We start from the raw sequence: 15,646 nt of genomic DNA on the forward strand, positions 1-15,646 counted from the left end.
CGGTATTGGCCGTCAGCCCTTCAGCAATGCAGCCAACTCGGCCTGCTTCTCGGCCACCAGCGCGGCATCGCCGTCGGATTCGAGGTTCAGCCGCACGACCGGCTCGGTATTCGATTTGCGCAGGTTGAAGCGCCACTTGCCGAAATCCAGCGACACCCCGTCCAGATCGTCCCGGCTTTCGGCCTGCGCCTCGTAACGTTCGATCAGCCGGGCAATCGCGGCATCGGGGTCTTCGATCTTGTAATTCGTCTCGCCCGAGGAAGGATAAAGCGTCATCCGTTCCGACAGCAACTCGGCCAGCGTCTTGCCCTTGCGTGCGAGAAGTTCGATCATCAGCAGCCAGGGGATCATACCGCTGTCGCAATAATAGAAGTCCCGGAAATAGTGGTGCGCCGACATTTCGCCGCCGTAAATCGCGCCGACATCGCGCATCTTGCGCTTGATGAAGGCATGACCGGTCTTGCTGACCACTGCCTCGCCGCCGGCCTCCTCGATCATGGCGCGGGTGTTCATGATGACGCGGGGATCATGCACGACCTTCTCGCCGGGAAATTTCTCGAGGAACGCGGCACCCAGAAGGCCGACGATATATTCGCCGGGAATGAAGCGGCCATTTTCGTCAAAGAAGAAGCAACGGTCGAAATCGCCATCCCATGCGACACCCAGATCGGCATTCTCATCCTTGACGGCCTGAACGGTCGGGGGCTGGTTTTCGGGCAGAAGCGGGTTCGGAATGCCGTTCGGAAAACTGGAATCGACATCGTGATGCAGGCGCACGAATCTCAGCGGAGCCCCTCTGCGCTGCAGCTCTTCGGCAATGGCGTCAAAGGTCGGCCCGGCAGTGCCGTTCCCGGCATTGACCAGGATTTTCATCGGTTTCAGTGCACCGATATCCACGAAATCGGCCATCGCCCTGGCATAGTCCGCCCGCGCATGGCTGAAATCCGTGACTTCGCCCTTTTTTGCGGTTGGCGCGAAATCGCCCGAGCTTGCCAGTTCGACGATCGGCGGCAATTCGGTGGCCGGGTCCAGCGGGGCCGAACCACGTCCGACGATTTTCATTCCGTTGTAATTGATAGGGTTATGCGAGGCAGTCACCTCGATCCCGCCATCGGTGTCGTGGAAGCCGGTATGGAAATACACCTCTTCGGTCCCGGCGAGCCCGATATCCAGAACGTCGGCGCCACCATCGGTCAGTCCGCTGATCAGCGCTGCAGCAAGTTCCGGGGAACTGGCGCGGCTGTCACGCCCGACGACCACCCGCTTGGCACTTCTGGCCTCGGCGAAAGCTCGACCGATCCGGTAAGCGACATCCGGGTCCAGGTTGACACCTAACTCACCCCGCACATCATAGGCCTTGAAGCAGGTGATCTCGCGGTGGCCAAGCTTGTTTCCATCGTTCATGGGCGCGTTCCCTTTCTACGCAGCGGTTGTCAGTAGCGCTAACAGCTTGCGTGCGGAATTCAAGCCTCTCTGGTCCCTTGGGCGGAGGTGACGCGAGCGCTCGGGAAGGTTAGATCGGGTAGGAAAACACGGAGATTCGCATGGATACCAAAGCACTGATCACGGCCTATTTCGATGCCTTCAACGCGGGCCGGACCGACGGGATGCTGGAACTGCTGCATGACGAGGTCGAACATCACGTCAACGAGGGGCAGATCCGTAAGGGCAAGGAACTGTTCGCGGAATTCAACGCACATATGACCGAATGCTATCGCGAGAACCTGACCGACATGGTGATTTTCGCCAATGAAGCCGGGGACCGCGCGGCGGCGGAGTTCGTCGTGAATGGCACCTATCTCAAAACCGACGAGGGATTGCCGCCCGCAAATGGCCAGACTTACCGTCTGCCTGCCGGGTCGTTCTTTACCATCCGCGACGGCAAGATTTCGCGCGTTACGACCTATTACAATCTTGGTGAATGGACCCGGCAGGTCAGCGCATGAGCATCACGACGCGCGTTCTGACCGGCGAGGCGCTGGAGGCGGCGCTGGACGATGTCGCGCGTCTGCGCATCGCCGTGTTCCGCGCATGGCCGTATCTTTATGACGGCGATCTGGATTACGAACGGAATTACCTGACCGCGTATCAATCGCCGAGAGCGGTGGTTGTGGCGGCCATGGACGGGAGCCGGATCATCGGCGCGTCGACCGGTGCGCCGATGGCCGATCACGCCGATGATTTCGCCGCAGCGTTCAGGGACCGGCCCGAGCCGTTGGCCGATATCTTCTATTGCGCGGAGTCCGTCCTGCTGCCGGAATATCGCGGCCATGGGCTTGGTCATGCATTTTTCGATGCGCGCGAGGATCACGCCAGAGGGCTGGGCGCACGGTATTGCGCCTTTTGCAGCGTCATGCGTCCTGCGGATCATCCGGCCCGGCCCGCCGATTACCGGCCTTTGGACGGTTTCTGGCGCAAGCGTGGTTATGCGCCGTTACCGGGTGTCATCGCGCATTTTTCGTGGAAAGATACCGGAGATTCGATGCAAACCGAGAAACCGCTGCAATTCTGGATGAGGTCATTGTGAAAATCGCTGCCGCCGCCTATCCGCTCGACTGGTTCGATGATTTCAACCAATACGAGGCCAAGTTGGCATCGTGGGTCGAGGCTGCCGATGGGGCTGAATTGCTGGTCTTTCCTGAATACGGCGCGATGGAACTCGCCTCTCTTGGCGGCCGGGAGGCGGCGGGTGATCCGGAGGCGTCATTGCACGAGGTCGCGCGCCATGCGGATGCAGTTTGCGCCCTGCATGAAAAGCTGGCGGCACGGCATGGTTGCCATATCCTCGCCGCGTCAGCCCCGGTATTCGAGGCCGACAGGCCGATGAACCGCGCGGTCTTGTATGGTCCCGCTGGCCGCATCGGCCATCAGGACAAGCAGATCATGACCCGATTCGAGCGGGATGACTGGGATGTTACCGGCGGCTCGGGTTTGCGCGTCTTCGACACGGCCCTGGGGCGAATCGGGATCCTGATCTGTTATGACAGCGAGTTCCCCCTGCTGGGCCGGGTTCTGGCCGAAGCCGGAGCCGAGCTGATCCTCGTGCCAAGCTGCACCGACACGATTGCCGGGTTTCACCGGGTCCGCATCGGAGCGATGGCGCGGGCGTTGGAAAGCCAGTGCGTGGTGGTTCACTCTCCGGTTGTTGGTTCCTGCGACTGGATGCCGGCGGTGGACGAAAACCGTGGGCGTGCCGCGATTTATGGCCCGCCCGATGGCTTCTGGCCGGAAACCGGGATCATTGCCGAGGGCGAGATGGACCTGCCCGGATGGGTCACGGCCCGGATAGACCTGTCCCGGGTCAGTCAGAGTCGCAGTGATGGCGCGGTGTTGCCCTATGCGCATTGGCCTGAATCCACCGAATCCGCACTGATCCGGGATTAGCATTCCTGAACCTGCGCGCAATTCGGCTGATTCCTGTAGGACCGGCCCCGATCTTTTTTAGCGCCATCTCTACCCGGCCGGCTTAGCCGGGCTTTTTTCGCGCCCGTATCAACGTATGCTGGCTGAGGATTTCATAGCCCATACCTTCGACCAGTTCCTGCCGCAGCCGGGTGATCTCGTCGCTGCTCAGTTCGATAACCTCTCCGCTGTCGATATCGACAAGATGGTCATGCTCGGCAACGGGGGTGATCTCGAACCGGGCGGGTTCGTTCTCGAAGTTGAGCCTGCGGATCAGCCCGGCCTCCTCAAGCGCCGAGAGAGTGCGATAGACGGTGGCCAGCGACACCGAATCGTCGATGGTCTTGGCGCGGGCGTAAAGCTCGTCCGCATTGGGATGATCCACCGATTCCATCAGGATGGACAGCAGCACGGTCCGCTGCTGAGTCGCCCGCAGACCGGCATCGCGCAAAGCCTGGGCAAAATCGGTGGTGTCTGCACACATCCGCGTTCTCCTGTCTCTGACATATCCCTTACCGCGATCCTGGCAGGCGGACAACAAAATGCGAATGCGTCGCATTCTTCTTGACTATTGCGAATGCGTTGCATTTACATGGCGTCGACTCCTCGACCCGGGAAAGGACATCAGATGAAGCTCAAGGCACAACGAATCCTTGCTGCGGCGACAGCCTTGACATTGTTCGCCTCTGCGGCATCAGCGGATGACAGGATGAAGGTCGTCACGACGTTTACCGTTCTGGCCGACATGGCGCAGCATGTGGCGGGGGACACGGCCGATGTGGTGTCGATCACCAAGCCCGGCGCTGAAATCCACGGCTATCAGCCGACGCCGCAGGATATCGTCCGGGCGCAGGACGCGGATCTGATCCTGTGGAACGGGCTGAACCTTGAATTGTGGTTCGAGCAGTTCCTGTCCAATCTTGGCGATGTACCTTCAGCCACGCTGACCGATGGTATCGACCCGATCCCGATCTCGTCAGGATCCTATGAGGGCAAGGCAAATCCGCATGCCTGGATGGGGCTGGATAACGCGCTGGTCTATATCGACAATATCCAGAAGGCTTTCGCGGAACATGATCCGGACAATGCCGCCATCTATGCAAGGAATGCCGAAAGCTACAAGCAGGAGCTGCGCGCCACGCTGGAGCCTTTGCGGCAACAGATCTCCGCAGTTCCGGAGGCGCAGCGCTGGCTGGTCAGTTGCGAGGGGGCGTTCAGTTATCTCGCCCGCGATTTCGGCATGAAGGAACTCTATCTCTGGCCGATGAATTCCGATCAGATGGGCACGCCGCAACAGGTCCGGTCGGTGATCGACGGGGTGAGAGAGCATGACATTCCGGTGGTATTCTGCGAAAGCACGGTGAACACCGCACCGGCAGAGCAGGTGGCGCGGGAAACCGGGGCGCATTATGGCGGGGTCCTCTATGTCGACAGCCTGTCCGAGCCCGACGGTCCCGTGCCAAGCTACCTGGAGTTGCTGACCGTGACCTCGAAAACCATTGCCGATGGCCTGACGAATGGCATGAAGTGAACCCGGGCGACCGACCCTTCCGGCAGAAAGACCAACATGATGCGCGACAATCAGACCGTTACCAATGACGCGGGGGCCGACCCCGGCGGCGGCATCGATGCCCGCGACATTACGGTGATCTATCGCAATGGCCATACGGCGCTGCGGCAGTCCAGTTTTCAGATCCCGCGCGGGACGGTCACCGCGCTGGTCGGCGTGAACGGGGCAGGGAAATCGACACTGTTCAAGGCGATCATGGGCTTTGTCCGCGTGGCAAAGGGACAGATCAGCCTGCTGGGCATGGATGTAGCGCAGGCACTCAAGCAGAACTTGGTGGCTTATGTCCCGCAGGCCGAGGAAGTGGACTGGTCCTTTCCTGTCCTGGTCGAGGATGTGGTGATGATGGGGCGATACGGTCATATGGGCTTTCTCCGCCGCCCGTCGAAAGCGGATCGTCTGGCGGTTGACGCCGCATTGGCCCGTGTGAACATGCAGGATTATCGCCACCGCCAGATTGGCGAACTGTCGGGCGGACAGAAGAAGCGTGTCTTTCTGGCCCGTGCGCTGGCGCAGGACGGGCAGGTGATCCTGCTGGACGAGCCCTTCACCGGTGTCGATGTCAAGACCGAAGAGCAGATCATCGCCCTGCTGGGCGAGTTGCGCGACGAGGGGCGGGTGATGCTGGTTTCGACCCATAATCTGGGTTCGGTCCCGGAATTCTGCGACCGGGTGGTGCTGGTCAAGGGAACAGTGCTGGCTTATGGGCCGACGGAAACAACCTTCACCCGCGACAATCTGGAGATGGCTTTCGGTGGTGTGCTGCGTCACTTCACCCTGGGTGGAGAGGCGCTGCATGATGATGCCGATCCGCGCCATGTCACCATCCTTTCGGATGATGAGCGGCCATTGGTGCAATACGGCGACCGCACCCATACGCGGGAGGGGCCGGAATGAGCCTGCTGCTCGAACCTTTCGGTTATGGTTACATGACCAATGCGATGTGGGTCTCGGCGCTGGTGGGCGGGGTTTGCGCGTTCCTGTCCTCTTACCTGATGCTGAAAGGCTGGTCGCTGATCGGGGATGCGTTGTCCCATTCCGTCGTGCCGGGGGTGGCCGGCGCCTATATGCTGGGCCTGCCCTTTGCCTTGGGAGCGTTTCTTTCCGGGGGATTGGCGGCGGCGGCAATGCTGTTTCTGTCCGACCGGTCGGGGCTCAAGGTCGATGTGGTGATCGGGCTGATCTTCACGTCCTTCTTCGGATTGGGCCTGTTCATGGTGTCGATCAATCCCATGGCGATCTCGGTCCAGACGATCACCATGGGCAATATCCTCGCAATCACGCCCGAGGATACCCTGCAACTCGCAATCATCGGTTTCGTTTCGCTGGCCGTGTTGCTGCTGAAATGGAAGGACCTGATGGTGGTGTTCTTCGATGAAAGCCACGCCCGGTCCATCGGCCTTCGCCCCGGGCTGCTGAAAGCGGTCTTCTTCATCCTGCTTTCGGCCTGTGTTGTGGCGGCGATGCAGACCGTCGGGGCTTTCCTGGTGATCGCCATGGTGGTGACGCCGGGGGCAACGGCCTATCTGCTATGCGACCGGTTCCCGCGCCTGATCGGGGTCTCGGTGACTATTGGCACGGTATCCAGCTTTGCAGGGGCCTATTTCAGCTACTTCCTCGACGGCGCGACGGGGGGCATCATCGTCTGCCTGCAAACGCTGGTCTTCCTGGCGGCTTTCGTCTGGGCGCCGAAGCATGGGCTGCTGGCCGCGAAAGCCAAGGCTGCGGCAGAATTGCGCAGAAGCGAGCCGGTGTCATGAGCGAGACGCTGCTGATGCCACTGCAATTCGCCTTCATGCAGAAGGCTTTCCTGATCGCCGCCATGGTGGCCGTCCCGACGGCGCTGCTGTCCTGCTTCCTGGTGCTGAAAGGCTGGGCATTGATGGGTGATGCGGTCAGCCATGCGGTCCTGCCGGGGATCGTGCTGGCCTATATCATCGGCTTTCCGCTGATCCTTGGAGCATTCGGGGCTGGTATGCTGACGGCTCTGGCAACCGGCTATCTGTCGAATAACAGCAGGGTCAAGCAGGATACGGTCATGGGCGTCGTATTCTCGGGCATGTTTGGGCTCGGGATCGTCATCTATACCTCGATCACGACGGATGTGCATCTCGACCATATCCTGTTCGGCAACATGCTTGGGGTCGGGGCGGGGGATCTGTGGACCGCCGGCCTGATCGCGCTGGCCGTGTCGGCGGCGCTGCTGCTGAAATGGAAAGACCTGATGCTGCATGCCTTTGATCCGGCGCAGGCGCAGGCATCCGGATTGCCGGTAGCGGTATTGCATTACGGATTGCTGAGCATACTTTCGCTGACTATCGTTGCCACGTTGTCGGCGACTGGCCTGATCCTCGCGGTGGGACTGCTGATCGCGCCCGGTGCCATCGCTTTTCTGCTGGTGCGCAGCTTTGGCAGGATGTTGGCGGTCGCGGTGCTGGTTTGCCTGTTCGCGATGCTGAGCGGCGTTTATCTCAGCTTCTTCCTGGACAGCGCTCCGGCGGCAACCATCATCCTGATCCTGACCGTTCTTTTCATCGCGGCATTCCTGCGCAGGGGATGGCAAGCGCGTGCGCATGGCGCCGAGGCTACGGAGGGCTGAATCCCGCCGGTCGGAGTCAGGTCAGGTCGGCTCCACGCCACGAACCGCCGGGACAGCAGGTTAACGCCGGCCCCTGGGCCTACGTGGAACGGCATTGCCGCCACCAGGATGACGGGGCGCAGGGCTCTTGCCTTTGGGCTTGCTGGCCGTCCGGCTTTTGCTTTTGGGAGCGGCTGCCTTGCCGCCACGCGCCGGTGCCGCACTGACTTTACCGCCTTTGGCGGCCTTTTGCGCGGTGCTCCAGCGCGGTTTCTTGCGTGCAGTTCCCGCTGATACCGGCTCGGCGGTGGTGTCTGTCGGAGACCATGCCCGGGTGGGTGTGGCAGGGACAGCATCCACCGGTTTCGCCGCTGCCGCCTTTCGGGGTTTGGGTTGCCTGTCCCCGGCTGGTTTCGGCGCTTTCGGGGCTGGATGTTGCTCTGGCTTGCGGTCAAGCGCAGGCTCGCCCTTCAGTCGGCGCATGATCAGGTCCGGCTCGATCTCGATAGTGTCGCCAAAGCGCGGGGACTCGGGCGTGGCAATCTGGACAAAGGTTTCATGTTCGCGCACCCGGATCGCGCCTATGGAGTCGCGGGTGATATTGCCCGCCTCGCATATCTTGGGTAGCAGCCAGCGGGCTTCGGCCCGGCCAGTCTGACCGACCGAAAGTGCAAACCAGACCGAGGCACCGAATTCGCGCGGGACGCGGGGCGCGGCCTGCGAGGGTGGGGCGCTTTCGGTCAGCTCTTCGGGCGGGGGCCGGCCTTCACGCCACAATTGGACAAAGGCGGCGGCAATCTGCTCGGGTCCGACGCGCGCCAGCAGATCGCGGGCGGCGGTCATGTCCTCCAGCGTAGCAGTCAGTGCCGGATGGTCGAGCATCCGCGCATCATCCTGCGCGCTGACCTCTTCGGCCGAAGGCGCCTTGCCCCATTCGGCCACGAGCTTGGCGCCCTGTAACAAACGCTGCGCCTTCTTGTAATCCGCAGGCGCGACGATCAGCGCCGACACGCCCTTGGCACCCGCGCGCCCGGTGCGGCCCGAGCGGTGAAGCAGGGTCTCGGAGTTTGTCGGCAAATCTGCATGGATGACCAGTTCCAGCCCCGGTAGGTCAATGCCCCGTGCCGCGACATCGGTGGCAATGCAGACCCGTGCCCGCCCATCGCGCAGGGCTTGCAGGGCATGGGTGCGTTCCTGTTGGGACAGTTCGCCTGACAGTGCCGCCACGCGGAAACCGCGATTGCCCATCCGGGCCATCAGGTGGTTCACATTGGCGCGTGTCTTGCAGAATACGATGGCGGTTCGTGCCTCGTAGTATCGCAACAGGTTGAAGATCGCGTTCTCGCGGTCGCGGGCTGCAATCGACAGGGCGCGATAGGTGATATCGCCATGTTGGCGGGCTTCTCCCATGGCTGCCACGCGCAGGGCGTTCCGCTGGAAATCCCGCGCCAGTTTCTCGATAGCGGCGGGCACGGTGGCCGAGAACATCAGCGTGCGGCGGCTTTCCGGCGCGGCTTGAAGGATGAATTCCAGATCCTCGCGAAAGCCGAGATCCAGCATCTCGTCAGCTTCGTCCAGCACTGCGACACGCAGGCAGGACAGGTCAAGGCCGCCGCGTTCGATATGATCGCGCAGGCGCCCCGGAGTGCCGACCACGATCTGTGCCCCCCGGGCCAGCGCCCGGCGCTCGGTTCGGTAATCCATGCCGCCGACACAGGTCGCGATGCGTGCGCCGGTGGCGGCGTAAAGCCATGTCAGCTCTGCCGCGACCTGCAGCGCCAGTTCACGCGTCGGCGCAATGGCAAGGGCAAGCGGCGCTGTGCCCTCGGGCAGGGTGTCGTCATCGCCCAGCAAATCGGGTGCGGCGGCAATGCCGAAGGCGACGGTCTTGCCCGATCCGGTCTGAGCGGAAACCAAAAGGTCGCGCCCGCTTGCATCCGGGTTCAGAACCGCCTGTTGCACGGCGGTCAGGGTTTCATAGCCTCGTTCGGCCAGTGCTGCAGCCAATGGCGCGGCAATCGTGTTCTGGGTCATTCGTTCTGCCTGGGATTGGGGACCGTGGTCCGGGTGACGGCCCGGTCCGCCCGCGCGCGGCCCATCATCCGCGCGCATCAAGAACAGCCGATCCGTTGCCCTAACGCCCCCCCACGGCAGAGTCAAAGGCCGTTCGCTCATCTGTCGCGCAAATGACGCCCGTCAGCGGAGCGGGCAGGCGGCACGATTCTAGATGCAGCGTCCGCCATCGACCTCCATCGCGACCCCGGTGATCATCGACGCTTCGTCCGAGGCAAGGAAACAGGCGGCATTGCCCAGATCCTCGGGTGTCGAGAAACGGCCGATCGGGATCGTCGACAGGAATTTTGCCCGCATTTCGGGCGTATCCTCGCCCATGAAGCTTTTCAGCAGGGGCGTTTCGCCCGCGACCGGGTTCAGCGCATTCACGCGGATGCCAAAAGGCGCGAGTTCCACCGCCATGGCCTTGGTCGCGGTGATCAGCCAACCCTTCGAGGCATTGTACCAGTTCAGCCGTGGTCGGGGCGAAACCCCCGCAGTAGAGGCGATATTGACGATCGCGCCCCGCCCCGCCTCTTTCATGATCGGCACGATCTCTCGCGACATCAGATAGACCGACTTGCAGTTGACCGACATCACCCGGTCGAAATCCTCTTCGCTTACCTCCTCCATCGCGGCGGGAAGATGCGTTACCCCGGCATTGTTCACCACGATATCGATTCCGCCCAACCTCGCCCGCGTCTCTTGGGCCAGTTCAGCCACGCTGCCCGCATCGGCCACATCGGTGCGCAGGGCATGACCTCCAATCTCTTCCGCGATCCGTGTGGCGGCGTCGCCATTGATATCGGCAACCATCACCCGCGCGCCCTCCGCCGCGAACTTGCGCGCGATGCCCGCGCCAAAGCCCGAACCGCCCCCGGTGACGATGGCCGTCCTGTTCTGCAACCTCATGATATCCTCCACTCCTTGCCGGCATGATCGCAGAGTGAGCCGCCGCCGCAAGCTACTTTACCGTGCCGAATGCGCGGATTAACGTCCTGCCATGCTGCGTTATTCCTTCCGCCGGATATTGTCATTGGGGCTGAGCCTGCTGATCGCCTCGGCGGTGATCTTTTCGGTGGTCGAACTGGTGCCCGGAGATCCCGCAAGCTTCATGCTGGGAACCGGAGCACAACCGGAAACCATCGCCGCATTGCGCGAGCAGATGGGATTGGACCAGCCACTGCCGCTTCGTTACGCAAGCTGGCTGGGCGCGTTGCTGCAGGGTGATTTCGGGCAAAGCTTCACCTACAAGGCTCCGATCGCCGAGCTGCTCGGCGACCGGTTGCAGGTATCGCTGGCGCTCGCGATTCTGGCCTTGTGTCTGGCGGTTTTCATCGCGCTGCCGGTTGGTATCTATGCCGCCGCCCGCCGGGGACGTGCCGGGGATGCGGCAGTGATGGGAGGCACGCAACTGGGGATCGCGCTGCCGAATTTCTGGTTCGCGATGCTGCTGGTCCTGCTTTTCGCGGTCAAGCTGCAATGGCTGCCTGCTGGCGGTTTTCCCGGATGGTCCGACCCGCTGGCCGGACTGAAGGCGCTGATCCTGCCCGCCGTGGCGCTCGCTCTGCCGCAGGCGGCTATCCTTGCCCGGGTGCTGCGATCCGCGCTGATCGAGACGCAGGGGCAGGATTATATCCGCACCGCCCGCGCCAAGGGGCTGACCACCGGGCAGGTGCTGCGCCGGCACGCGCTGCGCAATGCGCTAATCCCGGTGTTGACGATCATGGGCATGCAATTTTCCTTTCTGCTGGCCGGGGCGATCATTATCGAGAATGTCTTCTACCTGCCGGGGTTGGGGCGGTTGATCTTTCAGGCGATCAACCAGCGCGACCTGATCCTCGTGCAATCCGCCGTTCTCGTGCTGGTGGCGGCGGTCATTACCGTGACCTTCATCGTCGATCTCGCCTATGCGCTGGTCGATCCGCGATTGAGGCAGCGATGAGGCCCGGCATGTTCCTTGGCACCCTGCTTGCCGGGCTGGCAGTGCTGGCGGCGGCGATCTCGTTCCTGTGGACGCCCTATGACGTGACGCAGATGGCCATCGCGGACAAGCTGATGCCACCGGGTGCCGGGCATTGGCTGGGAACCGATCATTTTGGGCGGGACATCCTGTCGATGATCATGGTCGGTGCGCGGGTGTCCATCGCCGTGGCGCTGGTCGCGGTCGGGATCGGCATGGGGTTGGGCGTGCCGTTGGGACTGATCGCAGCGGCGCGGCGCGGCAGCTGGCTGGAAGAGGCGATCATGCGGGGCAATGACCTGATCTTCGCCTTTCCCTCGCTGGTCATCGCGATCCTGATCACGGCGATTTTCGGGCCTTCGGCCATCAACGCCATCATCGCCATCGGCATCTTCAATATTCCCGTCTTCGCCCGTGTCACAAGGGGCGGAGCCCTGCCGCTGTGGACACTGGACTATATCCGCGCCGCCGAGGTCTCGGGCAAGGGGGCGGCACTGATCAGCGTGCAGCATATCCTGCCCAATATCGCCAACCTGCTGATGGTGCAGGGCACCATCCAGTTCAGCCTTGGTATTCTGGCCGAGGCGGGGTTGTCCTATGTCGGCCTTGGCGCGCAGCCGCCCACCCCAAGCTGGGGCAGGATGCTGGCCGAGGCGCAGACCATGGTGACGCTGGCCCCGCATGTCGCGATCATACCCGGGCTGTGCATCCTGCTGACGGTGCTGGGGCTGAACCTGCTGGGCGATGGGTTGCGCGATGCCCTGGACCCGCGACTGAAGGTGATGCGGTGATCGAGGCGCGCAGACTCTCTGTTTCGATCAACGGCACCGCGATCCTGCAGGAGGTCGATCTGCAGCTTACTCCCGGCTCGATTACCGGGTTGGTCGGCGAATCCGGCAGCGGCAAATCCATGACATCGCTGGCGATCATGGGGCTGCTGCCGCGCGGCGCCAAAGTGTCGGGGCAGGTCACGCTGGATGGGCGGGATCTGCTGGCCACATCCGAGGCAGAGATGTGCAGGATCCGTGGCAATCGTATCGGAATGATTTTCCAGGAACCCATGACCGCGCTGAATCCGCTGATGAATATCGGCGATCAGGTGGCCGAGGTGCTGCGCATCCATCACCGCATGGACCGGGCGGCGGCGCTGGCCCGCGCACGAGAGAAACTGGACCGCGTCGGCCTGCCGGAGCCGCGTTTTCCCCTGACCCTCTTTCCGCATGAACTGTCGGGCGGACAACGCCAGAGGGTTGCCATAGCGCTCGCCATCGCCGAGCGTCCCGACCTGCTGATCGCAGACGAGCCGACTACCGCGCTGGATGTGACCACGCAGGCACAAATCCTTGATTTGCTTGCAGGCCTGGTGCGCGACGAAGGCATGGCGTTGCTGCTGATCACCCATGATCTTGCAGTCGTCGCGGGCATTGCCGACCGGGTGGCGGTGATGAAGGCGGGCAGGATCGTCGAGGAAGGCCCGACCGAGATGCTGTTCCGCAGGCAGGCGCATCCCTATACGCGCGCACTCTTTGCCGCTTCGCGCCATGCCCCGGCAGGAACTGGCCCGGCTGGCGAAAAGGACCCGCTTCTGCAGGTGCAGGGCGCGGTGCGTGAATATCGCCTGCCGGGAAACGCGGGCGTCTTGCGGGCTGTGGATGAGGTCAGTCTGACGATCGGGCGGGGTGAAAGTGTTGGTCTGGTGGGAGAATCCGGCTGCGGGAAATCAACGCTGACACGCGCGATCCTTGGACTCGACCCGTTGCAATCGGGAAATATTCGCATATCGGGGCAAGAGGTTTCGGCAGGCCGCTCGATGCCGAGGGAATTGCGGGCGAGGGCGCAGGTGGTCTTTCAGGACCCGTTTGGCAGTTTCAACCCACGTTGGCGGGTCGAGCGGCTGGTGGCCGAGCCCTTCCACCTGACAGGCTACCCGCCCGGCTGGCGCAACCGGGTCGGCGCGGCGTTGGAAGAGGTGGGGCTGTCACCCGGCGATGCGCGCAAATACATCCATGAGTTCTCGGGCGGTCAGCGTCAGCGCATCGCCATTGCCCGGGCATTGATCATCCGCCCGGACCTGATCGTTCTGGACGAGGCAGTCAGTGCGCTGGATGTCCGCGTGCGCGCGCAAGTACTCGACTTGCTGGCGGATCTGAGGCGCAGCCATGGGCTCGCCTATCTCTTCATCAGTCATGACCTGTCGGTTGTGCGCGGTGTTACCGACAGGGTGCTGGTGATGCAGAAGGGCCGGATCGTCGAGGACGGCCTTGCCGGGCAGGTCATCGGTGCTCCCAATCACCCCTATACACAGAGCCTGATCAAGGCGATGCCGCGCATACCCGAGGGCTGGGTCGCCGCGTAACCGATTCCGGTTGCCGCCGGCAAACAGCAGATAGCAGGACGGGCCGAAATTGCGGCTCTTTGTTCCTCGCCCAGATACCTGCCGGCGACGGGACCGTTGCAGGGGAATTCCATTTGCCGCCAAATCAGTTCAATCGCGCAGAAAACGCATCATGAACCATGCAAGACCCGAGCAGATCAGCGTTGCGATGATCACAGGCAGGGCCGTGCCATTATAGAGCAGGCCGACAGGTGCGGCGATCACGGTTGCCAGAACGGTCGAAATCGCCGCAACGACAGAAGCGGCCATACCGGCGATATGCCCCATCTTTTGCAGTGCCAGCGCGTTGAGATTGCCGAAAGTAACCCCCGCCATGAAGAACACGCTGACCGCCCAGAGGAAGAAAGCCGGGAATTGCAACGCGGCAGGCAACAGGTCGGCACCGATCAACACCAGCATGACCGACGAGACACAGGTCTGCATCATATAGGCCCATTTGGCGATGCGGCGCATGCCGAAGCGAATCACGAATGTCGCGTTCAGCACCGTGCCCGAACCTGACAGCAACGCCATTGCGGCGAACCAATAGGGGAAGGCGTCCCCCTTGCCGTAAGCCTCGCCGAAAAGCTGCTGGGCCGAGGACAGCAAGGCGAACATCTGCCCGAAGCCAAGCGTCAGGATGAAGGTGCACAGCATGACATGGCGATCGGTCAGGACTTCGCGGGCCGCCTCTTTCAGCGGTGCAACTTGCAATGGGCGGCGACGTTCGGGAGGCAGGGTTTCAGCCTGGCGCAGGTTCAGCCAGCTGACGCCGACCAGCGCGAAGAACAGGAAACCCGCAAAGACCCCGTGCCAGCCTGCAAGCCAGATCATTCCAGCTCCGATCGAGGGCGCCAGTGCGGGGATGATGATGAAGACCATCATCACCAGGCTGGTGATCCGGGCCATTTCGCGGCCTTCGTAGAGGTCGCGGACCAGGGCCAGCCCGACGATGCGCGGGCCTGCCGCTCCGAGGCCCTGAATGAACCGGGCAAGCAAAAGCATTTCAATGGATTCGGCAAAGATTGCCGCCAGCGCGGCGCATGAATAGATGGCAAAGCCGATGGTGATGGCGCGTTTGCGGCCGATGGCGTCGGAAATCGGGCCCGCGAACAGGGTTCCGGTGCCCATGCCCGCCACGAAGGATGTCAGGATCAACTGTGCCCGGTTGAGATTGCCGGGCGTCAGCGACTCGGCGATCTGCGGCAGGGCAGGCAGCATCGCGTCTATGGAAAAGGCGATGGTGGCAAAGAGAAAGGCCAGCATCGCGATGAATTCCGGCATCGGCAGACGCCGCACCGGCGCATGCTGGAAACTGACAGTTTGATTCATCGGAAGATACCCATCGGTTGAAGCCAGCCCATAGCGATTTTTTGCATGATCTGCAAGTCACGCCGGGTTGCTGCAGTTATCAGCCGGTCGTGTGTTCCCGGATGGGATTTCAGGTTATCGCCATCGCGGGATTTCGTTAGGCCGCCCAGGAAATTTTTCTCCGGCTGCGGGAAGAGCGGTACAGGACAGCAATCCAGTTGCTGAATGCCGATCTGCCTCCATGGAAATTGCCCTGCATATGGGCTGGCCTGCGCGCGAAGCGGCAGCAGTCATCGGGCATTATGCCTGTGTTTTCCCGACGAATCCGACACCGCTTTCCTGATCAAACAAGCGTTCGCAAAAACGGGAACAACGCGAACCGAACCGTAAGCCACGCAA

Annotated in this window: 15 protein-coding genes; 10 read left to right on the forward strand and 5 right to left on the reverse strand. The window is 62.3% G+C overall.

What is annotated here, in order from left to right:
• Positions 1-12: 12 nt before the first annotated feature.
• Positions 13-1,404, reverse strand: coding sequence for a phosphohexomutase domain-containing protein (locus C9E81_RS10705; RefSeq protein ID WP_122112300.1), 1,392 nt, complete (start codon positions 1,402-1,404; stop codon positions 13-15).
• 140 nt (positions 1,405-1,544) lie between these two features.
• Here C9E81_RS10705 and C9E81_RS10710 point away from each other — a divergent pair, with 140 nt between their 5' ends.
• The 3 genes from C9E81_RS10710 to C9E81_RS10720 are packed head-to-tail and all read left to right on the forward strand — an operon-like array spanning position 1,545 to position 3,384.
• Positions 1,545-1,946: a ketosteroid isomerase-related protein gene (locus C9E81_RS10710; RefSeq protein ID WP_122112301.1), complete on the forward strand. Its 402-nt coding sequence runs from the start codon at positions 1,545-1,547 to the stop codon at positions 1,944-1,946.
• On the forward strand, positions 1,943-2,527 hold the full coding sequence (locus C9E81_RS10715; protein WP_122112302.1) for a GNAT family N-acetyltransferase: 585 nt from the start codon (positions 1,943-1,945) through the stop codon (positions 2,525-2,527). The genes C9E81_RS10710 and C9E81_RS10715 overlap by 4 nt, the downstream gene beginning before the upstream one ends.
• Positions 2,524-3,384, forward strand: coding sequence for a carbon-nitrogen hydrolase family protein (locus C9E81_RS10720; RefSeq protein ID WP_122112303.1), 861 nt, complete (start codon positions 2,524-2,526; stop codon positions 3,382-3,384). Before C9E81_RS10715 ends, C9E81_RS10720 begins: the two co-directional genes overlap by 4 nt.
• Before the next feature lie 82 nt (positions 3,385-3,466).
• Here C9E81_RS10720 and C9E81_RS10725 read toward each other — a convergent pair whose 3' ends face one another.
• Positions 3,467-3,886, reverse strand: coding sequence for a Fur family transcriptional regulator (locus C9E81_RS10725; RefSeq protein ID WP_122112304.1), 420 nt, complete (start codon positions 3,884-3,886; stop codon positions 3,467-3,469).
• Between the two features lie 144 nt (positions 3,887-4,030).
• Between C9E81_RS10725 and C9E81_RS10730 the strand changes: the two genes are divergently transcribed.
• From C9E81_RS10730 to C9E81_RS10745, 4 genes are read left to right on the forward strand one after another with little or no spacing between them, the layout of a single operon-like run.
• Positions 4,031-4,933 (forward strand): metal ABC transporter substrate-binding protein, encoded by a 903-nt coding sequence (locus C9E81_RS10730; RefSeq protein ID WP_122112305.1) that lies wholly within the window; start codon positions 4,031-4,033, stop codon positions 4,931-4,933.
• Between the two features lie 39 nt (positions 4,934-4,972).
• Positions 4,973-5,866, forward strand: a complete 894-nt coding sequence (locus C9E81_RS10735; protein WP_166461884.1) for a manganese/iron ABC transporter ATP-binding protein — start codon at positions 4,973-4,975, stop codon at positions 5,864-5,866.
• Positions 5,863-6,729 carry a metal ABC transporter permease gene (locus C9E81_RS10740; protein WP_122112307.1) on the forward strand — a complete coding sequence of 289 codons (867 nt, stop codon included), beginning with the start codon at positions 5,863-5,865 and terminating at the stop codon, positions 6,727-6,729. Before C9E81_RS10735 ends, C9E81_RS10740 begins: the two co-directional genes overlap by 4 nt.
• On the forward strand, positions 6,726-7,568 hold the full coding sequence (locus C9E81_RS10745; RefSeq protein ID WP_122112308.1) for a metal ABC transporter permease: 843 nt from the start codon (positions 6,726-6,728) through the stop codon (positions 7,566-7,568). The genes C9E81_RS10740 and C9E81_RS10745 overlap by 4 nt, the downstream gene beginning before the upstream one ends.
• Before the next feature lie 60 nt (positions 7,569-7,628).
• Here the strand turns inward: C9E81_RS10745 and C9E81_RS10750 are convergent, their stop codons facing one another.
• On the reverse strand, positions 7,629-9,581 hold the full coding sequence (locus tag C9E81_RS10750; RefSeq protein WP_122112309.1) for a DEAD/DEAH box helicase: 1,953 nt from the start codon (positions 9,579-9,581) through the stop codon (positions 7,629-7,631).
• A 189-nt stretch (positions 9,582-9,770) separates the two neighbouring features.
• Entirely contained in the window at positions 9,771-10,511 is a 741-nt protein-coding gene (locus C9E81_RS10755; protein WP_122112310.1) for a glucose 1-dehydrogenase, read from the reverse strand.
• A gap of 91 nt (positions 10,512-10,602) precedes the next feature.
• On the opposite strand from C9E81_RS10755, the gene C9E81_RS10760 reads away from it, so the two are divergent.
• From C9E81_RS10760 to C9E81_RS10770, 3 genes are read left to right on the forward strand one after another with little or no spacing between them, the layout of a single operon-like run.
• Positions 10,603-11,544, forward strand: coding sequence for an ABC transporter permease (locus C9E81_RS10760; RefSeq protein WP_122112311.1), 942 nt, complete (start codon positions 10,603-10,605; stop codon positions 11,542-11,544).
• Complete coding sequence (locus C9E81_RS10765; protein WP_122112312.1) at positions 11,541-12,353, forward strand: ABC transporter permease; 813 nt, start codon at positions 11,541-11,543, stop codon at positions 12,351-12,353. The genes C9E81_RS10760 and C9E81_RS10765 overlap by 4 nt, the downstream gene beginning before the upstream one ends.
• A complete protein-coding gene (locus C9E81_RS10770) occupies positions 12,350-13,918 on the forward strand; it encodes an ABC transporter ATP-binding protein (RefSeq protein WP_122112313.1) in 1,569 nt (522 codons plus the stop codon). Before C9E81_RS10765 ends, C9E81_RS10770 begins: the two co-directional genes overlap by 4 nt.
• Positions 13,919-14,047: 129 nt before the next feature.
• Here C9E81_RS10770 and C9E81_RS10775 read toward each other — a convergent pair whose 3' ends face one another.
• Positions 14,048-15,268, reverse strand: coding sequence for a multidrug effflux MFS transporter (locus C9E81_RS10775; protein ID WP_243698607.1), 1,221 nt, complete (start codon positions 15,266-15,268; stop codon positions 14,048-14,050).
• Positions 15,269-15,646: the final 378 nt, after the last annotated feature.

Source organism: Paracoccus alkanivorans (genome assembly GCF_003697785.1).
Taxonomy (GTDB): domain Bacteria; phylum Pseudomonadota; class Alphaproteobacteria; order Rhodobacterales; family Rhodobacteraceae; genus Paracoccus; species Paracoccus alkanivorans.